The organism is Prauserella flavalba, from assembly GCF_003202235.1.
Taxonomy (GTDB): domain Bacteria; phylum Actinomycetota; class Actinomycetes; order Mycobacteriales; family Pseudonocardiaceae; genus Prauserella_A; species Prauserella_A flavalba.
The window spans coordinates 297005-317960 of record NZ_MASU01000012.1 but is presented as its reverse complement, the minus strand read 5'-3'; the positions used below and the strand labels follow the sequence as shown (position 1 = coordinate 317960).

The window sequence follows — 20956 nt, the reverse complement described above, 5'->3', positions numbered from 1 at the left end:
CCGTCCGACCCGTCGGTGTGCCTGAACCCGAAGATTGCGACTGCCTGTGCGTTAACTGCCACCCTTACGGCCGCATGAGCTTCGAGCAGCAACGGCAGACTTGATCCGATCAGAGCGGCAGGGTGCTGTCGTATCAACTATTGCTGAAGACCAGACGAGGTTATTGGGCCTCGACGCTCTCTGCGGTCTGCAGAGATTGGTTTCTCGTTCTTTGAACTTGAAGTACATCGAGAAGCTGATTGCGGCAGCAACGAAACCGCTAAGTGCGGCAGCGCACCAAAGTAGCGGCGAGGAACCCGCCTGAGGGTCTGTCAAGAAGCTGGTGTAACTGATCTTGTCGGTTCTACTTCTTGTTCGTGGTCAGGCGTCCGGGGAAGGTGAGCTCGAAAGCGTTCAACGGCGCCTTCCAACGGGCGACCCAGCGTTTGCGCCCAGTGCCGGTGGGATCGAGGCTCATCAACGCTAGGTAGACGCACTTGAGCGCGGCGGCCTCGGTCGGGAAGTGGCCACGGGCCTTGACCGCCCGTCGGATCCGCGCGTTGATCGACTCGATGGCGTTCGTGGTACACACCACGGTGCGGATCTCGGCGTCGAACTGCAAAAACGGCACGAACTCCGCCCAGCTGTTCTCCCATAGCTTGATGATCGCCGGGTAGCGGGCCTCCCACTTGTCACCGAAGGCAGCCAGCGCGTCCAGTGCCGCCGACTCGCTGGGCGCGGTGTAGAGGGGCTTGAGGTCCTTCGCGATCGCCGCCCAGTCCCGCTTGGAGGCGTAGCGGAAGCTGTTGCGCAGGAGGTGGACGACGCAGGTCTGGGTGATCGCTTGCGGCCACACGGTTTCGATGGCCTCGGGCAGGCCCTTGAGTCCGTCGCACACGACGATACACACGTCGGCTGTGCCGCGGTTCTTGATCTCCGAGAGGACCCGCAGCCAGTACTTGGCTCCCTCGCCGTCGCCGTGTTCGCCAGCCCACAGCCCGAGGATGTCGCGGGTGCCCTCCACGGTGACGCCGAGCGCCAGATAGATCGGCCGGTTCGCGACGTTGCCCTCACGGATCTTGACATTCACACAGTCAATGAACACCACCGGATACACCGCATCCAGCGGCCGGTTCTGCCACTCGGCCATGCCGTCCATCACGCGGTCGGTGATGGTGGTGATGGTCTGCTTGGACACCTCGGCGTCGTACACCTCGGCCAGGTGCGCGGCGATCTCACCATGCGTGAGCCCCTTGGCGGACAACGAGATCACCAGATCATCCAGCCCGGTCAGCCGGCGCTGGCCCTTGCCCACCAGTTGCGGCTCGAAACTGCCGTCGCGATCCCGCGGGGTAGCGATCTCCACCGGGCCGGCCTCGGTCAGCACCTTCTTGCCGCGCCGGCCGTTGCGAGAGTTCCCGCCGTTGCGGCCGGCCGGGTCATGCTTGGAATAGCCGAGATGGTCGTCCATCTCGCCTTCCAACGCCGACTCCACCACCTTCTTGGTCAGCATCGCCAGCAGGCCGCCCTCACCGGTCAACTGCAGACCCTCGGCCCGCGCCCGATCCGCCAGCTGCTGCACCAGCTGATCGTCCACTCCATCCGCCATCGCCGGAGCCTTCGCCTCGCCGCCGTTGCCCGTCCCATCAGTCACAGATGTCTCCTTCACCTCAGGAGTTACACCAACGAAATTACAGTCCCCCGCCTAGTGCCGATGAGGCTGAGTCTGACGATGGAACTGGCGAGTGTGCTTAGCTGAATAGCAGTGTGGATCCGACGGTTCCGCCTGGCCGCGGATCTAAGGGTGTGGCTTTCGCCGGCCAAGCGGCGCACGTAGTCAGGCGTGGTATCGCCAAGTACACGGTCGAGTACGAGTCTCAGTTGTGCTGCCGCAACTTGCTCTTCCGCTGTACCGGGTGGCATGTCAGGTTCGGTTTCGCCTAGCACGCGCGCCGGAAAGGCGTCGAGGACCAAGTGCTCATCCCGCTGCGAGAGTTCAGAGAGGGCTAGGAGCTGTTTAAGAAGGGGCCCTGGTGTGTGGGTGTAGCGAGGTCTCCGGTAGATGGATCAACGACGAAGAAGATCAGCATCTATCCGGAGACCTCGGTGGGAAGCGTATCGGTGGGCGCGCGTAAAGACTTGACGGACCGGCAGTGGCAGGCGTTGCAGCGTGTGTTGCCGCCTCGACCCGTGGCAGGTCGTCGGCCGAAGTGGACGTGGCGTCAGTTGCTGGACGGGATCCGGTGGCGGGTACGAGTCGGTGCTCCCTGGCGGGACGTGCCGGAACGGTACGGGCACTGGCAGTCGATCTATCAGTTGTTCCGTCGCTGGCAACGGGAGGGCGTGTGGCCCTGGATTCTCACGATGCTGTGGGCATGGGCCGACCGGGCAGGGCTGATCGACTGGCAGGTGTCGGTGGATTCCACGATCAATCGGGCCCACCAGCACGCGTCCGGGGCCCGCCGCCGACCCGATGAGCAGGTCGAACCGCCCGGCGACGAGCCGGGCGACCACGCGCTCGGTCGGTCCCGGGGCGGGTTCACCACGAAGATCCACCTGGCCTGCGAACAAGGACGCAAACCGTTGTCACTGGTGATCACCGCCGGTCAACGCGGTGACAGCCCTCAGATGACCAGCGTGCTGGACGCGATCCGGGTGCCCCGGCCCGGACCTGGACGAGCGCGCACACGCCCACGGCGCGTGCTGGCCGACAAGGCCTACTCCTCCCGCTCGAACCGGGCCTACCTGCGCACACGCGGGATCGCGGCCACGATCCCGACCCCCAAAGATCAAACTGCCCACCGCCGCGCCCGCGGATCAGCCGGTGGCCGCCCACCCGCCTTCAACCCCCACCACTACCGGCAACGCCACGCCGTCGAATGCGGCATCAACCAGCTCAAACACCACCGCGCCATCGCCAGCCGCTACGACAAACTCGCCGTCCGCTACGAAGCCACCCTCCACGTCGCCACCATCGACATCTGGCTACGCAACCTCACCAAGACCAATTCCTAAACAGCTCCTAGCTGAGTGAGCACTCGGAGTCCAGCTGCGCGCTTGACCGCCGCCTCGTCGAGGGTCAACTCGGCCGCCCATGTGAAGCGACGCCACCACTCCTCGCGACGTGCGGGCGATCTCCCGCTGGATCGTCGCACGGTCGTTGCCTCGAACCGACAGCTTCACGCCGACGAACGCACCGATCGCCGCGACCAACGCTGTTGCGGTTTGCAGCCACAGATTCAAGGATGGCCTCCTTATCGGTCGCTGAACTTCGCCAGCTGTCGCAAGCCTCCTCGCGCTCAACGACGCCAGTCGACCGAGCAAGTGGCATGGCTACGCATGAAGGCGGGTGCCTCGATCCTGACCTGCGCGAGCCAGCATTGCGCAGACGATTATGCGACGCGGTCACGCGTCGGCGTTGTCGTCCTTGCCTTCAAGCAGCTTGTAGAGGTTGGTGCGGTCCATGCCGAGTTCGCGGGCGACCTGCGCCTTCGGGACGTTGTCTTCGATCGCCGCAGTCATGCGTTCGAACCGCGCGTCACGGGCCTTCTTGAGCTCTTCGAGCGTTGTGACTCGCTGGGCTTGTAGCGCCGCCTCTTGATCACGAATGCTCTGGAGCCGATCCTGGAGCTCCTTGACCTTGGCCGCACTCTCCCGGAGCAGCTCGAAGTGCTGTTCCTTGTCCACTTCCTTGCCTCTTTTCCGGGTCGTGTTGCCAAGCTGACCTAGCGACATGTTGTATCACACTGTAGACGGCAACAGTGATCTGTGACGCCACTTTGGCGACCGGCCTGCCCGGTGTGTATGCGGCGGGCGATGTGGCGCAAGGCGCGGCCGCCGCCCGCCACGCCCTCGACCCAGCGGCCGCACGCCCGCTGGTACCGGTGCCGTACTTCTGGTCCGACTGGTACGGCCACCGCATCCAGTTCGTCGGCACCCCACGCGCTGAGGAGGTCGTGGTCGCCGTGCCCGCTGAGGCGGGGTTCACCGCGCTGTACCGGCGCGGTGACCGGATCGTCGGCGCGTTCACCGTGGACCGGCCACGCGAGATCATGAAGTACCGGCGACGCGTCGCGGCCCGGGGCTCGTGGGCGGAAGCGGTCGCGTTCGCGGCCACCACGACCACAGCCGCCTAACATGGCGGCCATGGGCAGAACCCTCTCCACCTAACCGACGGTCGGCGGCCAGTACCGCCAGCCGATCATCGCTGCGGCGATCGAGCTGACGGCTCGCAGCGGCTGGTCAGCGGTTACCATGGCGCGGCTGGCCGACCACGTCGGTGTCAGCCGCCAGACCGTCTACAACGAGATCGGCTCCAAGGCCGCGCTGGCCGACGCCATGGTGGACCACCACCTCGACCAGTTCCTCGCCGTTGTCCGGGACGCCTTCGACCGCCACCCCACCGACCTCGTCGAAGCGATCCACGACGCAGTGCGCGACGTGCTGGACCTCGCCGCCGGCAACCTCCTGCTCCGTGCGATCGCCTCCGCCACCTACGGCGCGGACACCGAACTGCTCCCGCTGCTCACCACCCAGGCGAACACCTTGATCACCCGGACCACAGCGATGCTCACGCAGCGTGTGACGACCTACCAGCCCGACCTCACACACGAGCAGGTCAGCGTGGTGATCGATGTGATCGTCCGGACAGTCCTCAGCCACGTCATGCAACCCGCACAGTCCCCGGCCCATACTGCCGACCGCCTCGCCTGGCTGGCCGCCCGAGTGCTCGGCGGCCAACCCTCCCGGACCCGCACACCCCTACGCTACCGCTGACGACGGACCAGAGCCGGGGGCCAGACGCCGCGGTTAACCCGGCCAGTCGCGTTGTGTGCCATCGCACCAGCCGGTCACGGAGCATTCGGAGCTCGGGTGCGCTGTCGCGCTGAGCCGAAACGGGTTGGCGAGCGTGCGGGCGGGTCGTCGCTCACGTGTCCGCAGGACGCCGACCACTGGCCGCCGAAGCCCTGGCGGCTGCGGCTTCAGCGCACCTGGTCCCGGGGAACGTCGAGTTACAGCGTGCGGGCGATGATCTCCTTCATGATCTCGTTGGTGCCGCCGTAGATCTTCTGGACTCGCTGGTCGGTCCAGGCGCGGGCGATGCGGTACTCGCTCATGTACCCGTAGCCGCCGTGGAGTTGGAGACAGTTGTCGATCACCCGCATCGCTCGGTCGCTGCACCACCACTTGAGCATGGCTGCGGTGGCCACGTCCAGGCCGCCGTCGAGGTGCCGGCTGATGCAGTCGTCGAGGAACACCCGGCACACTCGGGCCTCGGTTGCGGCCTCGGCAAGGGTGAACTTGGTGTTCTGGAAGGAGAAGATCTGCCGGCCGAAGGCCTGCCGGGTTTTGGTGTAAGACAGTGTGTCTTCCAGCGCGGCTTCCAGGGCGGCGACCGAGGTGATGCCGATGAGCAGCCGTTCCTGCGGGAGTTGCTGCATCAGCTGGAGGAAGCCCTGACCCTCGGTGGTGCCGAGGAGGTTGGTGGCCGGGACGCGGACGTCGTCGAAGAACAACTCCGCGGTGTCCTGGCCGTGCAGGCCGACCTTGTCCAGTACCCGTCCGCGCCGGAATCCCGCGCGGTCGGTTTCCACCACGACCAGCGAAATGCCCTCCGCACCCAGGGTTGGATCGGTCTTGGCGACCACGATCACCACGTCGGCCTGGCCGCCGTTGGTGATGAAGGTCTTGGCGCCGTTGACCACATAGCCATCGCCGTCACGGATCGCTTTCGTCGCCACGTTTTGCAGGTCGGAGCCGGTTCCCGGTTCGGTCATGGCGATGGCGCCCACCCATTCGCCGGTGGCGAGTTTAGGCAGCCACGCCCGCTTCTGGTCCTCGGTGCCGTAGGCGAGCAGGTAGTGCGCCACGATCGCGTTGTGCAGCCCCACACCCCAGCAACTGTCGCCGCTGGCGGCCTGCTCTTCCAGCAGCACGGCCTCGTGCGCGAACGAACCACCACCTCCGCCGTACTCCTCCGGGATGGACAGGCACAGCAGCCCAATCTCTCCAGCCTTGGTCCACAGCTCCCGGTCGACGCTTTTCTGCTCGGCCCAGCGCTGCTGGTTCGGGGCCAGTTCTTTCCGGCAGAACTGACGGGCCAGATCACGGAACTCGTCAAGATCAGCGGTCGTCCACCGGCTGCGGTACTCGCTCATGGCATGCTCCTTCGCTGTTGCTCATTCCCCAACGGGTGCGGGCACGTGTGCTTGTCAGCGGTGTTCGGGCGGTCGGTTGAACATGGCCAGAACATCGGCGTCGGCGCCGTGTGGCGTGAAGTGTTCGCGGTCGACGACGAGAAACAGGGCTTCGGCGGTGAACCGGGTCACGTCGTCGTGGCCGGTACCGGTGGCTTCCAGGTGGAGCCGTCGGCCCTGGCGGCGCTGCAGGCGTGCGGTGATGCGGTGTGGCTGACCTAGCGGCACCGGTGCCAGATAGTTGACCGTCAACGTGCGGGTGACGGCGATCTCCTGCACAAGATAGAGCACGAAGCCGAACAGGTCGTCGCAGGCCGCGGAGATCGCGCCACCGTGTGCCAGGCCAGGGGCACCCCGGTGCCGGGCGTCGAAGGCCACGTCGGTGGCCACGGTGTCCCCGTCACGGTAGACCTTCAGATGCAGGCCGGCCGGGTTGTCCGGACCGCATCCCAGGCACTGGGAGTGGTGCGGCGGCAGCGAGATGAGGGAGGGGTCAGCCATCGCGTGTCGGTCCTTCGGAACTAGAGGCCAGCAAGGCAGTCGTGTGAGGGGTTGAGGTTGGGTTTCGCCGGGTGGCGGCGGCGAACTGGGTGGCGGCGACCTCGATGATGTCCTGGCGACTGACCGGCAACTCCCCGGCCAGCCAGGCCATGAGCAGTTCGGCGAGGCCACCGGTGAGCAAGAGGCCGGCGATCTGGTCATGGGGTGCCGAGAGCGCGTCGGCGCCGTGCAGGGCGTGGGCCTGCCTGGCGATCAGCTGGGCGAACTCCCGCAGCAGTTCGTGCCGCCGGGTGCGCAACGGGTCGGCGGCGGCGGATTCCAGCATGGCCACGCGGCCGATACGCGGATCACTTGTGAGCAGGTCGACGAACGCGCTGATCGCCGCTGTGGCTTTTCTGTGGGGATCACCATCGGTGGTAGCCAAAGCGTGCAGCGCGACGTCACGGATCTGAGACGCGATCCGATCCAGTACCGCCAGCAACAGCGCGTCACGGTCGGAGAAGCTCTCGTAGAAGTAGCGCTCGGTCAGACCCGCCCGCGAACAGACGGCCGTCATCGTGGTCTGCCGCCACCCCTGGGTGCCCAGCAGATCCAACCCGGCCTCCAACAACTGCTGGCGTCGATCGTCACGGCGCTGCTGGGCGCTGATCCCTCGATAGCTTCGCTTCGGCACCGACATAGCTGTCATCTTGACATAGCCTCCAGTCAGAATCATTCTGACTGTGACCTATGTCAGAAGTTCGAGCGGCGGCGGAGGCGATGCCGGTGCGACAGTCGAAGGATGGCCAGCTGGCCGCGGATGGCTCTGGTCACGTCGTGCGGTCCATGGCAGCTGACCGCTCGTCCGTGGCTGGGCCTGCGGACATCCCGGGGTTCGGCAAGGGACTATCCCTGGTGTGCACCGGCCGAGATGTGCACGAAGTGGCGGCGATGGCCGCGGACGCCGAACGAGCGGGGTTCGAGTCGGCGTGGGCGGCGGAGTTCTACGACCGCTCGGCCGTGGTCGCGGTGGCGGCGATGGCCGCGGTGACCGAGTCGATCACCCTGGGTACCGGGATCGCCTACGCGTTCGGGCGCAGCCCGCTGGTGCTGGCCACCGAGGCGCGGGATCTGGACGCGCTCTGCGGCGGCCGGCTGATCCTCGGACTGGGCACGGGCACGCGTCGCATGCAGCAGGACTGGCACAGCTTGTCCGGGGAACATTCCGCACCCCGGATTGAGGAGCTGGTGCCGTTGCTGCGCAGGTTGTCGCGGCTGGACGAGGGCCCGGTGCGGCACGAGGGCCGGTTCTACCGCTCACACGTGATCCCCACCGCGCCCGTGGCAACCCCCACGCGGCCGACGATGCCGGTGTATGTGGCCGGGGTGAACACGCGCATGGTGCGCGCCGCCGGGGCAGTGGCCGACGGACTGGTGGGCCATCCGCTGTTCACCCCGGAATACCTGCGCTACATCGTGCGGCCCGCGCTGCAGGCGGGCGTCGATCGCGCCGGACGCGCCGGGCCAGTGCCTGTGGCCGGGTATGTGATCTGCGCGGTGCATCCCGACGAACACCACGCCCGGCGGATGGCCGCCGCGCAGATCGCGTTCTACGCCTCGGTGAAAACCTACGACCCCATCCTCACCCTGCACGGCTTCACCGACGAGGCGCGCGCCATCCGGGCGGCGCGTCGCGCCGGTGACCTGGAGGCGATGGTGGACGCGGTGTCGGACGGGATGATCGACACGATCGCCGTGTCCGGCACACCTGAGCAGGTCCGCAGCCAATTCACCGCGCGATGGGCGGGACTGTACGAACGGACGCTGCTGTATCCGCCTTCCTTCGCCGGCCCGTCGGCCACCACCGCCGTGCTCGACGCCTTCGCCCCACTCGCCAGCACACCTACCAGATAAGGGAGAGCCGTCATGGTCCCCGTCATTGAACGTACCACCCAGGCGGCGCGGCAGCGCCTGTCCTCGGTACTGCTGGCACCCGCACCCCAGCCGTCGACCAGGCGTGGCGTCGGTTCAGCCGCCGCTGGCCCACCACTGACCTGGCCACCCCGCCCGCGGGCAGCGGACTGCGGCCGGTCCGCGGTGACTACGGCACCCCGGTGGTCGGGCATCTGCTCGACTACATCCGCTTCGGCACCGAGTTCGGCCGTGAACGCTACGACCGCTACGGCCCGGTCACCTGGATGGGCGCGTTCGGCACCCGCATCGCCGTGATCGCCGGTCCCGAGGCCACCCAGCGCGTGTTCACCAACGCCGACAAGGCCTTCTCCCAAGCCGGCTGGCGATTCCTCATCGACCGGTTCTTCCACCGCGGGCTGATGCTGCTCGACATCGACGAGCACAAGATGCACCGCCGCATCATGCAGCACGCCTTTACTCGCGACCGCCTCGCCGGCTGACACTCACCAGGTCAGCCCCTGCGTGCGCGCCACCATCCCCACCTGGCCGACCCAACGGCCGGTGCGGCTGTACTGGCTGCTCAAGCGCCTCACGCTGGACATCGCAACCCAGGTGTTCATGGGCGGCCGCGGCGGCACCACCGACACCGAACGGATCAACCAGGCGTTCGTCGCCACGGTCCGCGCCGCCAGCGCGCTGGTGCGCGCCCCGCTGCCCGGCACCCGCTGGCGCGCCGGCGTACGCGGCCGCAGGGTTCTCGAAGCCTACTTCGCCCAGCAGCTGCCCGCCGCCCGTGCCAGCAGCGGGGAGGACCTCCTCGCCGCGCTGTGCCAGGCCACCACCCCCGAAGGAGAGCACTTCAGCGATGACGACGTCATCAACCACATGATCTTTCTGATGATGGCGGCCCACGACACCGCCACCATCACCACCACCGCCTACTACCTCGCCACCCACCCCGACTGACAAGACCGAGCCCGGCAGGAATCCCTCGCCCTCGGCGACGCCCCCCTCGACATCGACGCCCTGGACACCCTCGACACCCTCGACCGGATCATCAACGAATCCCTCCGCTACTGGCTCCCGTGCCCCTCGTGATGCGCAAAACGGTCACCGACACCGACATCCTCGGCCACTACCTGCCCGCCGACACCCTCGTCGCCCTCGCCCCCGCCTCAACCACTTCGTGCCGGAATGCTGGACCGACCCGGACACCTTCGACCCCGATCGCTTCGCCCCCCACCGCCGCGAAAACCACAGTCATCGCTTCGCCTGGGTCCCCTTCGGCGGCGGCGTGCACAAATGCATCGGCATGCACTTCGGCACCCTCGTAGTCAAAACCATCCTGCACGAGATGCTCCGCACCACCCGCTGGACCATCTCCCACGGCTACCAGGCCCGCTGGGATAACACCTCACTTCCCGTACCCGCCGACGGGCTCCCCGTCCGCCTGCACCCCGTTGACCTGCCCGGGAAACACCAAGCCGACCCGGCCAAAGGCCTCGCCGCGGGCGTGTCCTACCGGCTGTGTAAGTGACGTGGCTCGACTCTGAACTGCGGAAGCGGTTCGGGAAGGGACCACGTGATGACGAATTCCGATTCAGCGCCGGCGGGCAGGGCTGCTCGACCGGCTGCGGAAGAGTCGTTGATCGACGGTGCGCTGGCTGATCAGCTGCTGGCGAAGGCCGAAGCCGAAGGGGTCGAATTGCTCGGCCCGGACGGCCTGCTGTCCCAGGTGACCAAGGCCGTGCTGGAGCGGGCCCTGGGCGAGGAGCTCACCGAGCACCTGGGCTACGAGAAGCACGACCCGGCCGGTCGCGGGTCTGGCAACTCCCGCAACGGCGCCACGGGGAAGAGGCTGCTGACCGAGGCCGGCGCGGTCGACCTGCAGGTGCCGCGAGACTGGCGGGGCAGCTTCGAACCGAAGATCGTGCGCAAGGGCCAGACCCGCCTGGACGGGTTCAACGACCTGGCCATCGGGATCGACTGCGAGGGCGCCAAGCAGGTGCTGGGCATGTGGGTGGGTGCCTCCACCGGTGAGTCGGCGAAGTTCTGGATGTCGGTGCTCGCGGAGTTGCGTAACCGCGGGGTGCGGGACGTGTGCATCCTGTGCTGCGACGGGCTATCCGGGCTGCCGGAAGCGGCGACCACCGTGTGGCCCCAGGTGACCGTGCAGTTGTGCGTGGTGCACCTGATCCGCGCCTCGCTGCGCTACGCGTCTCGCAAGTACTGGCCGGCGTTGGCCAAGGACCTCAAGGCGATCTACACCGCCAGCGACGAGGCCGCGGCCGCCGCCGCGCTGGAGGCCTTCGCCGAGCAGTGGGAGGCCCGCTACCCGGCGATCGTGCGGCTCTGGCGAACCCACTGGCAGGAGTTCACGCCATTCCTGGCGTTCCCGCCCGAGGTCAGGCGGGCGATCTATACGACGAATCTGATCGAGTCGCTCAATGCCCGACTGCGGAAGGTCACCCGCAACCGTGGCCAGTTCCCGTCCGAGCAGGCCGCGCTGAAGGTGCTCTACCTCGCCGTCCGCAACCTCGAGGACTACCGCACGCCGAACATCGGCATCCGAACATCGGGCTGGAAACAAGTACTGCAAGCGTTCACCATCTATTTCGAAGGGCGGATCCCCGCCCCATGACCGCCACGATCACTTACACAGGCGGCCGGACGCTCCCCGCCGAACCCAGGGCTCGAGGGTGTCGCGTGTACTTCCACCCACCGCAGCACTCCCGAGCCCTGTGGGGATGAGGTTTACGCTCGGCGGGTGAATTACATTACTTAAGGAGGTGGACATCACGACCGGCGACGCGAATCTGGTCACGGAGCGGGTCGCCGCGGTGGGTGCGGCACTCAACCGCCGGCTGAGCTCGCTTACGCTCGAGATCCGCAGCAGGCTGGCCAGCGACATCGAACCGCTGCGCGGAGACGAGCGTCTCGTGCAGCTACTCGGCGCCAGTGTCGAGGGCAACGTCGACAGTGCCCTGCACGTGCTGCAGCACGGCATCGACCTCGATCTGGTCGAGGCGCCGCCTGCGGCGACGGAGTATGCTCGGCGGCTTGCCCAGCACGGAGTAGCGGTGAACGCCTTGGCGCGTGCCTACCGTCTAGGTCACGACACATTCCTCCGGCATGGCCTGCAGGAACTCGACCGGCAGGGCGGCGAAGCGTCGCTACTCAGCGCGGCCGCGCGGCATCTTGTGGCGCTCACGTTCGGGTATATCGACCGGGTGACCGAGCAGGTGCTCGCGGTCTATGAGGACGAGCGCGAGCGCTGGCTGCAGGATCGCAACACTGTGCGGGCGGCGCGCATCCGGGAGCTGCTCGACGGGGAGCGCGTGGACATCGCCGCCGCCGAGGCGGCGCTCGGCTACCGGCTGGTGGGCTCGCGCCACCTCGCCGTCGTCGTGTGGGCGACCGGGTCGGTGCCGCCTGACGGCGCCATGTCGACTTTCGAGCGGTTCGCCCGGGAGCTGGCCGAGTGCCTCGGTTGCCGGGCGCTGCCGTTGTTCCTGCCGCACGATCAAGTCACCGCATGGGCGTGGCTGCAACTCGGTCGGGAGGCTCCGGACGTGGATACCATCCGCTCGACCATGTGCCCGAGCCATCCGGGGATCTCGGTCGCCGTTGGCGAACCCGGCACCGACGTGTGGGGCTTCCGCCGCACACACCTGCAGGCGCGCCAGGCACAGGCGGTTGCCGTGGCGGCGGGGGAGAGTGCACCGGTCGTCACGGCCTTCCGCGAGGTCGGCCCGATCGCGCTGATGTGCGCGGACCTACGCGCGACAAGGCACTGGGTCCAGGACACGCTCGGCAGGCTGGCCTTCGACGACGACCAGCACGCGCGGCTGCGCGAGACCCTGCGCGTCTTCCTCGCCACTGGGGGCAGTTACCAGTCTGCGGCAGCCATGCTGGCCCTGCATCGGAACTCGGTGTACTACCGGGTGCGCAAGGCCGAGGAGGAGCTCGGCAGGCCGATCGACGCCGACCAGCTGGACATCGAGATCGCCCTGAAGGCCTGCCACTGGCTCGGCACGAGCGTGCTCACCGAACAGGCTTGACAAGCCGCCACTCGTCCGGTGGCCGCCGGGCGGCCCGCCTCGTCGCGTTCGTGCGGTCCGCACGAACGTCCTGGGAAGATTCGTATGCCGTGCCCATGTGCGGCCAGGGGAAACGCTTCTACGGTTGCCCTCTACAGGATCACAACGTTGTGACTGAGGAGCGAAATGCATCTTGCGGTGCTGCCCGACTCGCGCGCAGCGCGGTCGCCCGAGGCCCTGTGTGTGTCCGACGATGACCTCTCGCTGAACAATTCGCAGTTCCTGGCGCACGTGCGGGCAGCCGCCGCGCTCCTGCGCGGGCGTGGCGTCGCTGCCGGTGACGTCGTTGCCGCCATGCTCCCGAACCGGGTCGAGTTCGTCATCGCATTGTTTTCCGCATGGCGGCTCGGAGCCACCGTGACGCCGATCAATCCGAACCTGACGCTCACCGAGGCGGAGTACCAGCTCGCTGACTCTGGAGCGAAGTTGCTGATCAGTGACATCCCAGGGATGCGAGTCGACACGATCGGCGCACGCGAGCTGTGTGCCGCCGCGGAACCCCGGGACGAGCCACCCGTGAGGCAGGAGAGCGAGGCGCTCGCGCTGCTGATCTACACGAGCGGAACTACCGGTAAGCCGAAAGGTGTCATGCTCGACCACGCCAATCTACAGGCGATGTGCGACATGGCGATCAAGGCCGTCGAGCTTTCGGAGGACGACCACAGCCTACTGATCCTACCGCTGTTCCACGTTAACGGGATCGTCGTGAGCATTCTGTCCCCGTTGCTGGTAGACGGCCGGTCGACCATCGCGGGGCGGTTCGACCCGGAGACCTTCTTCAGCCGGGTGGAACGGGTCCGGCCGACGTACTTCTCTGCGGTCCCGGCGATCTACGCGATGCTGTTGGCACGGCCGGAGGAGGAGCGACCAGACCTGTCTTCGATGCGGCTGGCGGTGTGCGGTGCCGCGCCGATGCCCGCGGCGCTCATCGAGCGGTTCGAGAACCGATTCGGCATCCCAGTCGTCGAGGGTTACGGCCTGTCCGAGGGCACATGTGCATCGACCATCAACCCGGTCGGCGGTATCCGCAAGCCTGGAACCGTTGGACTTCCTATTGAGGGCCAGGATGTCGCGATCATGGACCGCTCCGGGAACGTCCTCCCCAAGGGGGAGACGGGCGAGGTCGTGGTTCGCGGACCCAACGTCATGCGTGGCTACGTCAACCGACCGGATGACACCTCGAAGGCTATTGTGGACGGCTGGCTGCACACCGGGGACGTGGGCCGCTTCGACGAGGACGGGTACCTCGTGCTCGTCGACCGCATCAAGGACATGATCATCCGCGGTGGCGAGAACATCTACCCCAAAGAGATCGAGTCCGTCCTCTACGGGCACACCCAGGTCCTGGAGGCCGCCGTCGTGGGAACTCCACACCCGGTGCTCGGCGAGGTGCCGACAGCTTTCGTCGCTACCCGTCCGAACGCGACGGTCGACGTAGCCGAGCTGCACGAACACTGCCGTGCCGGGCTGTCCAAGTACAAGCTGCCCACCGAGATTCATCTGATCGACGCCTTGCCCAAGAACCCGGTCGGCAAGATCGACAAACCGCAACTGCGCGAGCGGCTCGCTGCCATGGCCAGCCGGCCCGCCTGACCGCGAGGAGGACCGACATGGGATTCATCAATCCAGTCCTGCCTGACGTCGACTACGGCGAGTGGCGCACGAAGACCCGCGCCGAGCGGATTAAGCCGATGGTGCAGCATTGGGGGGTCGCGGGGTTCGGTGCACCAGACGGCGTGTATCTGCTGTATATCGCGAAGATAATCGGCTACATCGCGGGCGGGTTGTTCTTCGCCTCGCTCACTCCGGGCATTGGGGCCTTTTGGGACTTCCCGGACTGGTGGGACGAGCCCGTGGTGTTCCAGAAGGTCGTCGTGTGGACACTCCTGTTCGAAGTGCTCGGCTTCGGCTGCGGGTTCGGGCCGCTGACCTTGCGATTCCTGCCACCGCTCGGCGCGTTTCTGCACTGGTTGCGACCGGGCACGATCCGGATGCCGCCGTGGCCGGGCAAGGTCCCGTTCACCAGCGGGTCCCGGCGTTCGGTTGTCGACGTGTTGCTCTATGCCGTAGTGCTGGCCGCCACGCTCTGGATCCTGTTGGCCCCGGCGAATCGCTCCGCGGGCGGGCTCGATGCGCAGGTCGGAATGATCGAGCCGAGCCGGTTTGTGCCGCTGCTGGTGCTGCTGCCGCTGCTCGGGTTGCGGGACAAGATGATCTTCCTCGCGGCGCGGTCCGAGGTTTACTTGTCCGCCGTCGTCGTGTTCCTGCTGCCTGGGATCGACATGATCGTGGCCGCGAAGCTCGTGCTGGTCGCGATCTGGTGGGGTGCGGCGACGTCCAAGCTCAACCGGCACTTCCCAAACGTCGTCGCTGTGATGCTGAGCAACACGCCGTTGGTGCGCAGTAAGGCGATCAAGCGCAGGCTGCACCGGGGATACCCGGAAGACCTCCGACCCGGTGCCGTCAGCCGATTCCTCGCGCACTTCGGTACCGCAGTCGAGTACCTGGTGCCGCTCGTCCTGTTCGTCTCCGACGGCGGTACGGTCACGCTGGTTGCAGCCGCGATCATGGTCGCGTTCCACCTGCTTATCCTCACCAGCATTCCGATGGGTGTGCCACTCGAGTGGAACGTATACATGATGTTCGGAATCGCGTTCCTGTTCGTGGACAAGGCGCAATACGGGCTCGCCGACATCAGCAACCCACTTCCGGTGGCGCTGGTGATATGCGCGCTGGCGGCCGGGGTCGTCCTCGGTAACCTTTTTCCGAACAAGATCTCCTTCCTGATCGGAATGCGCTACTACGCGGGCAACTGGGACACCTCGATGTGGTTGCTCAAGCCGAGCGCGGTGGCGAAGCTGGACACGCACGTCAAGAAGGCCGCGACGCTCCCGCGGAGGCAACTCGTAAAGCTCTACGGCGAGCGAGTGGCCGACCTGCTCGCACACAAGGGCTATACGTTCCGTGCCATGCACACGCACGGCAGGGCTCTGTTTGGGTTGATCCCGCGGGCGGCAGGACCTGAGCACGAGACGGGCTACGTTGTGATCGACGGGGAGTTCATCGCGGGGCCGATCCTGGGCTGGAACTTCGGCGATGGGCATCTGCACAACGAGCAGCTGGTCGCCGCGCTGCAGGAGCGATGCCACTTCGAGGAGGGCGAGGTGCGCGTCGTTGTCCTGGACGCGCAGCCGATCCAGCGGCAGCGGCAGCGCTACCGACTTGTCGACGCGGCTATCGGTGAGTTCGAGCGCGGCTATGTCGCCGTCTCCGATATGCTGGCCCGCCAGCCCTGGGACTGTGACATCCCAGCGCACATCACATGGTCGCGCGCGGCCGCGAATGCGGGATCGAACCCGCCCGCAAGCCAGGCGGCACGCCAAGATCCGAGGGCGGTATGACCGAGGCGATCGTGGTGGGGGCCGGCCCGAACGGTCTGGCCGCCGCGCTCGCCCTGGCTGGTGAGGGCATCGACGTGACCGTGCTGGAGGCCGCGGACCGGATTGGCGGCGGCACTCGCACGAGCGAGCTGACGGTGCCCGGCGTGCTGCACGACCACTGCTCCGCATTCCATCCCATGGGGCTGGGGTCGCCGTTTCTGCGCGGACTCAGCCTCGACCGGTACGGCGTCGCTTGGAGGTGGCCGGAGATCGAGGTAGCGCACCCACTGGATGGTGGCCGTGCCGGAGTGTTGCTGCGGTCGTTGGACGACACGGCGGCGCGCCTCGGCACCGACGGCGGGGCGTGGCGGCGGCTGTTCGGCCCGCTGGCCGAAGGGTTCGACGAGCTGGTCGAGGACGTCATGCGCCCGGTTGTCCATGTGCCCCGGCACCCGATTCGGCTCGCCCGGTTCGGGACGCGCGCACTGCTGCCCGCGGCTTGGACCGCTGGCCGCTGGGACGGTGCCGAGGCCAGGGCGCTGTTCGGCGGGGTCGCGGCACACGGTTTCCACCCGCTCGGCAGGCCGACTACGTCGGCGATCGGGTTGATGCTGATCGCGGCAGGGCACCGGTTCGGCTGGCCGGTCGCCGAGGGCGGCTCACGAGTGATTACCGATGCCATGGCGATGCTGCTAACGGACCTCGGTGGCAAGATCGAGACTGGGGTGCGCGTGGCCTCCCTGGCCGAGTTGCCGCGAGCGGATGCCGTTCTCCTCGACCTGGCGCCGAGGGGCGTCGTCGAGGTCGCGGGCGACCAGCTGCCCGCACGAGTGCGGCGGGCCTACGAGCGGTACCGCCACGGGCCCGGGGCGTTCAAGATCGATCTTGCGGTCGAGGGGGGGATCCCATGGGCGAACCCGGACTGCCGCCGGGCTGGGACCGTCCACGTCGGAGGGTCTTTCGAGGAGATGGCCGACGCCGAGAGCGACGTCGGCCGCGGGCGGATGCCGGTCCGCCCGTTCGTGCTCGTGGGGCAGCAATACCTCGCCGATCCAACCAGATCGGCCGGGGACGTGCATCCGGTCTGGGCGTACGCGCACGTACCGCACGGCTATTCGGGCGACGCGACCGAGTCGATCCTCGCTCAGATCGAACGGTTCGCACCAGGCCTGGGCGACCGGATCGTCGGCCGGTCGGTGACGGCCACGACCGCGTGGCCGACCTACAACGCCAACTACGTCGGTGGCGACATCATCACCGGTGAGAACACACCGCTGCAGGTCGCCTTTCGTCCCACAGTGGCGCTCGATCCTTACTACACCGGGATACCCGGCGTGTACATCTGCTCGGCGGCGACCCCGCCGGGTGGCGGCGTGCACGGGATGTGCGGCTATAACGCCGCACGCTCGGCGCTGCGGCGACTCAGTTGAGGCGGTTCGCGATACGTGCGAGCAACAAGATTTTGGAACAGTCCCCAGGCCAGTGACGGGGCCTTTGGTCTGGCACCCCAGGCGGGCTCTCCGTTTCGTTCGTTGGCCCGTTCGGACCAGTGTTGGCCCACACGTGCCGTGTGATCCACGGCATACTCTCACCGCGTTCGGGTCGTGCCTGCGGCGTCGAACGGGAACTGCGCAGCGCCGCGCGACAGAGAGGTTTGATCACATGGGTGTGACGTCGGTTCGCCGCCAGCATGCGGAGCGGACCCGCCGAAGCGGCTCCGGTCAAGGAGGAGCCGGGCAGCGAGCGCCTGGGGACGTCATCGACATGCCGCTCGCGGTACGTGGCGCGTCTACGGGATTCACCGTCCTGCTGCTGGGAAGTCTTGCGCATCCGCTCGTCGCCGCTTGGACTCCAGCATTGTCTCAGCTGTGGCTTCCACTCGTGGCATTGGTTGCTTTCGTGGTGGCGGCGCGCCGCGTCGGCAGGGCGCGCATTCCCATCGTGCACGGCGCGGTGGCCGCGATGAGCAGCTATTTACTGATGTTGCCGCTGGTGTTGCTCGGCCCCGCCGGCGGTGATCCGGCGCAGATCGCTCTGACGGTGGCGGCCTCGCTGATCACCGGAGCTGCCGTCGGCTTTCTGCAGGGCAGCCGAAGGTAGTCGGCTACCTCATGTGAGCCTCGCGTTCGTCGATCCTGTACGGGTTGACGGCCTGGCAAGCCCCCCGCCGCCGGGCAGCTCCGGCCATGTCTGCTGCCCAAGTCGTCAGCATCGGCACACGTCTGAATCATAGGAGCGGCTTTGACTTCCACCGACATCTCGGTGTCATCGCGGCGGCCGTCGCGCGAGCCCGAAGCCAAAACGCGCACACTTGGTGGTCTGGGTTCGTCGGTAGCGAAGCCGTTCGAGCAGGCCGGCGAGATGGTGCGGCTACTCGGTGTCGTTCTGTACTCGGCGATTCGCCACCCGATGGGCTACTGGGGCGAGGTCCGGGACCAGATGTTCCTCACGCTGAGGTTGTGCTCAATTCCGATGATCATTTCCACGATCGCATTCGGACTTGGCGCACCTGGCCTCCAAGGTGGCAACATCTTCTATCTGTTCGGCATTCCCGAGCGTCTGGGTTCGTTCTTCATCATGGCGAGCGTGCGCGAGTTCGCGCCGTGGATCAACGCGATGATCATCGCCGGAGTCATGGGCACCGCCATCACCGCCGACCTCGGTGCGCGCCGTATTCGGGAAGAGATCGACGCCATGGAAGTGCTCGGCGTCGATCCGATCCGGACGCTTGTGGTGCCTCGAGTTGTCGCGCTGACGCTCATCACGGGATTGATGGACATCGTGGCGTTGGTATTCGGCGTCGTCGGTGGATACATCGCGGCCGTCCCTATTCTCGAGGCGAATCCGAGCGCCTTCGTGGCGAGCTTTTTCGACAATGCGACAACGACCGATATCTGGGCGAGCGTGGTCAAGACGTCGCTGTTCGGCATGATCATAGGCGTCGTCTGCTGCTACAAGGGGATGAACCCGGGGAGCGGCCCCATCGGTGTCGGCAAGGCGGTGAACCAGGCGGTCGTCATCGCATTCGCGACCATCTGGATCGTCAATGCCGTGTTCACCGCGATCATCCTCGGTGTGAACCCGGACATGATTGTCTTCAAGTGATGAGGCGGTGGACCCTGTGAGTAGCGGAATGCCACGACCGACAGAGACCGGCACGCAGGCTGGCCGTTCACGAGCCCGTCCTCCGAAGCCGGCCGATGTCATCGTCTCCCCGGGCAGTATCGTCAAGTCCATCAAGGAGGCGGTGACGACCGGTGGTGACATCGCGCGGTTCTCCTGGCAGGTGGTTCGCGCGTTACCTGACTTGCGTCATTACCCGACCGAGGTGTTCCACCAATGTGGCGTGCTCATCCTGTCAAGCGGATTGATCATCTGGATGATGCAGTTCGTCATGGGATACGAGTGCGGCTTGGAGGGCAACTACACGCTGAAACAAATCGGCGCGCCGTTATACTCTGGTATTTTCAACGCCTGGTGTGGCATCCGCGAGATGGCGCCCTACATGTGGGGATACATCATCTCCGCGAAGGTCGGATGCGGCCTTGTAGCCGAAATCGGGTCCATGCGTATCTCGGACGAGATCGATGCGATGGAAGTCATGGGCGTGAAATCGCGCAGTTACCTGGTCGGAGCCAGGGTGGTCGCGGCGTGGCTCGCGCTTCCGTTTCTCTACATCGTCGGACTCGGCATCATGTACATCGGTGAGTATCTCACGACGGTGAAGATGCTGGGCGGGGTGTCCGAAGGCGGATACAGCTTCATTTTCTGGCTCTATCAAAATCCCGCCGATCTGCTGTATTCCCTTGTCAAAGTGATGGCGATGGGAACAGCCGTCGTGTTCGTGGGATGCTACTACGGCTACACGGCCAGTGGCGGGTCCGTCGGTGTGGGCCGAAGTACGGCGAAGTCCATGATGCTGAACATGGTGCTGGTGCATGTGATCGGAGTGCTGGGCACCCAACTGTTCTGGGGCCTCAGTCCCAACGCGCCGATCGCGAACTGATCTTGAGCCAGGTCCCTCTACGGCAAGGAGTTGACGATGTCCTTTGTGTCACCCTCGACGGCGACAGAGCCGACGACGCAACTTCCCCATGCGGGGAACCTGCCTGCCGGCGATCAGGTGCGTCGAGACGGCAACGGACAGCTGCGGCACTCGATGGAAGTGCGGAATGTCGTCAAGTCGTTCGGCAGCTTCCGGGTGATGAACGGAATGAGCATCGACTTCGTCGATGACGCGATCACGACCGTCCTGGGACCTTCAGGGACCGGCAAAAGCGTACTTTTGAAGCACCTCGTAGGACTGCTGGAGCCGGATGACGGAGAGATCGTCGTGTTCGGCAAGAACATCTGGCAAATCAGCGAGAAGGAACGCTACGACCTGCGCAAGAAGTTTGGCGTCCTGTTTCAGGACGGTGCACTTTTCGGATCGATGAATATTTATGACAACACCGCCTTCCCGCTGCGTAAGCACACCGATCTCGACGAGTCGGATATCGAGGAAATTGTGGTGAGTCGGCTCCAGGAGGTCGGGCTGGAGAAGGCAATGGCGAAACTACCCAGTGAGGTTTCGGGTGGGATGCGCAAGCGGGCCGGATTCGCGAGGGCGCTCGTGCTGGATCCCGAGGTCGTGCTGTTCGACGAACCGGATTCCGGTCTCGATCCGGTGCGTACCAGCCTGCTCAACGACCTCATCCTCAAAATGCACAACGAGCACAAGGGGACCTACCTTCTCGTCACGCATGACATTAGGACCGCGCGGAAGGTCAGTGACTATGTTGGCCTGATCTGGCAGGGACAGGTGGTGCATTACGGCGAGGCCGAGGAGGCATTCGCGTCCGAGGACCCGTTTGTCCGGCAGTTTCTCTCCGGAGATTCCGCTGGACCGTTGGGAATGGACTGACTC

Annotated in this window: 18 protein-coding genes and 1 pseudogene; 14 read left to right on the top strand and 5 right to left on the bottom strand. The window is 66.2% G+C overall.

Annotated features, from left to right (window positions below; translation table 11 throughout):
* Positions 1-343: 343 nt before the first annotated feature.
* Positions 344-1588, bottom strand: a complete 1245-nt coding sequence (locus BA062_RS27175) for an IS256 family transposase (RefSeq protein WP_110341587.1) — start codon at positions 1586-1588, stop codon at positions 344-346.
* 497 nt (positions 1589-2085) lie between these two features.
* On the opposite strand from BA062_RS27175, the gene BA062_RS27170 reads away from it, so the two are divergent.
* Positions 2086-2994, top strand: a complete 909-nt coding sequence (locus tag BA062_RS27170) for an IS5 family transposase (RefSeq protein ID WP_110341492.1) — start codon at positions 2086-2088, stop codon at positions 2992-2994.
* 390 nt (positions 2995-3384) lie between these two features.
* Here the strand turns inward: BA062_RS27170 and BA062_RS27165 are convergent, their stop codons facing one another.
* Positions 3385-3666: a hypothetical protein gene (locus BA062_RS27165; RefSeq protein ID WP_110341490.1), complete on the bottom strand. Its 282-nt coding sequence runs from the start codon at positions 3664-3666 to the stop codon at positions 3385-3387.
* Between the two features lie 74 nt (positions 3667-3740).
* On the opposite strand from BA062_RS27165, the gene BA062_RS27160 reads away from it, so the two are divergent.
* Both BA062_RS27160 and BA062_RS27155 read left to right on the top strand, forming a co-directional pair.
* Positions 3741-4115, top strand: a complete 375-nt coding sequence (locus BA062_RS27160; protein ID WP_369973573.1) for an oxidoreductase C-terminal domain-containing protein — start codon at positions 3741-3743, stop codon at positions 4113-4115.
* Positions 4116-4179: 64 nt separating this feature from the next.
* Positions 4180-4755 carry a TetR/AcrR family transcriptional regulator gene (locus BA062_RS27155; protein WP_110341488.1) on the top strand — a complete coding sequence of 192 codons (576 nt, stop codon included), beginning with the start codon at positions 4180-4182 and terminating at the stop codon, positions 4753-4755.
* Between the two features lie 236 nt (positions 4756-4991).
* Here BA062_RS27155 and BA062_RS27150 read toward each other — a convergent pair whose 3' ends face one another.
* The 3 genes from BA062_RS27150 to BA062_RS27140 all read right to left on the bottom strand — a co-directional run bounded on the left by BA062_RS27150 (position 4992) and on the right by BA062_RS27140 (position 7356).
* Positions 4992-6137, bottom strand: a complete 1146-nt coding sequence (locus BA062_RS27150) for an acyl-CoA dehydrogenase family protein (RefSeq protein WP_110341486.1) — start codon at positions 6135-6137, stop codon at positions 4992-4994.
* Positions 6138-6191: 54 nt separating this feature from the next.
* Positions 6192-6566, bottom strand: coding sequence for a PaaI family thioesterase (locus BA062_RS27145; RefSeq protein WP_233520109.1), 375 nt, complete (start codon positions 6564-6566; stop codon positions 6192-6194).
* Positions 6567-6669: 103 nt separating this feature from the next.
* The gene (locus tag BA062_RS27140) at positions 6670-7356 is read right to left on the bottom strand and encodes a TetR/AcrR family transcriptional regulator (RefSeq protein WP_110341482.1); all 687 of its coding nucleotides are present in this window, start codon (positions 7354-7356) and stop codon (positions 6670-6672) included.
* Positions 7357-7406: 50 nt separating this feature from the next.
* Between BA062_RS27140 and BA062_RS27135 the strand changes: the two genes are divergently transcribed.
* The 11 genes and pseudogenes from BA062_RS27135 to BA062_RS27085 all read left to right on the top strand — a co-directional run bounded on the left by BA062_RS27135 (position 7407) and on the right by BA062_RS27085 (position 20953).
* Positions 7407-8570: an LLM class flavin-dependent oxidoreductase gene (locus BA062_RS27135; RefSeq protein WP_110341480.1), complete on the top strand. Its 1164-nt coding sequence runs from the start codon at positions 7407-7409 to the stop codon at positions 8568-8570.
* Between the two features lie 12 nt (positions 8571-8582).
* A pseudogene (locus BA062_RS27130) lies at positions 8583-10023 on the top strand (cytochrome P450); the annotation flags it as partial.
* 132 nt (positions 10024-10155) lie between these two features.
* Complete coding sequence (locus BA062_RS27125) at positions 10156-11211, top strand: IS256 family transposase (protein ID WP_168214115.1); 1056 nt, start codon at positions 10156-10158, stop codon at positions 11209-11211.
* Between the two features lie 148 nt (positions 11212-11359).
* A complete protein-coding gene (locus tag BA062_RS27120) occupies positions 11360-12631 on the top strand; it encodes a PucR family transcriptional regulator (RefSeq protein ID WP_233520110.1) in 1272 nt (423 codons plus the stop codon).
* Between the two features lie 165 nt (positions 12632-12796).
* The gene (locus BA062_RS27115; RefSeq protein ID WP_110341476.1) at positions 12797-14263 is read left to right on the top strand and encodes a class I adenylate-forming enzyme family protein; all 1467 of its coding nucleotides are present in this window, start codon (positions 12797-12799) and stop codon (positions 14261-14263) included.
* 17 nt (positions 14264-14280) lie between these two features.
* Positions 14281-16071, top strand: coding sequence for a DUF3556 domain-containing protein (locus tag BA062_RS27110; RefSeq protein WP_110341474.1), 1791 nt, complete (start codon positions 14281-14283; stop codon positions 16069-16071).
* On the top strand, positions 16068-17480 hold the full coding sequence (locus BA062_RS27105; protein WP_110341472.1) for a phytoene desaturase family protein: 1413 nt from the start codon (positions 16068-16070) through the stop codon (positions 17478-17480). Before BA062_RS27110 ends, BA062_RS27105 begins: the two co-directional genes overlap by 4 nt.
* A gap of 334 nt (positions 17481-17814) precedes the next feature.
* Complete coding sequence (locus tag BA062_RS27100) at positions 17815-18150, top strand: hypothetical protein (protein ID WP_233520111.1); 336 nt, start codon at positions 17815-17817, stop codon at positions 18148-18150.
* Positions 18151-18291: 141 nt separating this feature from the next.
* Positions 18292-19155 (top strand): MlaE family ABC transporter permease, encoded by an 864-nt coding sequence (locus BA062_RS27095; RefSeq protein WP_009156926.1) that lies wholly within the window; start codon positions 18292-18294, stop codon positions 19153-19155.
* 16 nt (positions 19156-19171) lie between these two features.
* Positions 19172-20056: an ABC transporter permease gene (locus BA062_RS27090; protein ID WP_232285490.1), complete on the top strand. Its 885-nt coding sequence runs from the start codon at positions 19172-19174 to the stop codon at positions 20054-20056.
* Between the two features lie 36 nt (positions 20057-20092).
* Positions 20093-20953 carry an ABC transporter ATP-binding protein gene (locus BA062_RS27085; protein ID WP_009156924.1) on the top strand — a complete coding sequence of 287 codons (861 nt, stop codon included), beginning with the start codon at positions 20093-20095 and terminating at the stop codon, positions 20951-20953.
* Positions 20954-20956: the final 3 nt, after the last annotated feature.

What these genes read in the sequence shown, in the direction of transcription:
- BA062_RS27085 (WP_009156924.1), top strand. Translation starts at nt 20,093, where the DNA reads ATGTCCTTTGTGTCACCCTCGACGGCGACAGAGCCGACGACGCAACTT.
- BA062_RS27125 (WP_168214115.1), top strand. Translation starts at nt 10,156, where the DNA reads ATGACGAATTCCGATTCAGCGCCGGCGGGCAGGGCTGCTCGACCGGCT.
- BA062_RS27135 (WP_110341480.1), top strand. Translation starts at nt 7,407, where the DNA reads ATGTCAGAAGTTCGAGCGGCGGCGGAGGCGATGCCGGTGCGACAGTCG.
- BA062_RS27105 (WP_110341472.1), top strand. Translation starts at nt 16,068, where the DNA reads ATGACCGAGGCGATCGTGGTGGGGGCCGGCCCGAACGGTCTGGCCGCC.
- BA062_RS27140 (WP_110341482.1), bottom strand. Translation starts at nt 7,356, where the DNA reads ATGTCGGTGCCGAAGCGAAGCTATCGAGGGATCAGCGCCCAGCAGCGC.
- BA062_RS27150 (WP_110341486.1), bottom strand. Translation starts at nt 6,137, where the DNA reads ATGAGCGAGTACCGCAGCCGGTGGACGACCGCTGATCTTGACGAGTTC.
- BA062_RS27115 (WP_110341476.1), top strand. Translation starts at nt 12,797, where the DNA reads ATGCATCTTGCGGTGCTGCCCGACTCGCGCGCAGCGCGGTCGCCCGAG.
- BA062_RS27175 (WP_110341587.1), bottom strand. Translation starts at nt 1,588, where the DNA reads ATGGCGGATGGAGTGGACGATCAGCTGGTGCAGCAGCTGGCGGATCGG.
- BA062_RS27110 (WP_110341474.1), top strand. Translation starts at nt 14,281, where the DNA reads ATGGGATTCATCAATCCAGTCCTGCCTGACGTCGACTACGGCGAGTGG.
- BA062_RS27100 (WP_233520111.1), top strand. Translation starts at nt 17,815, where the DNA reads ATGCCGCTCGCGGTACGTGGCGCGTCTACGGGATTCACCGTCCTGCTG.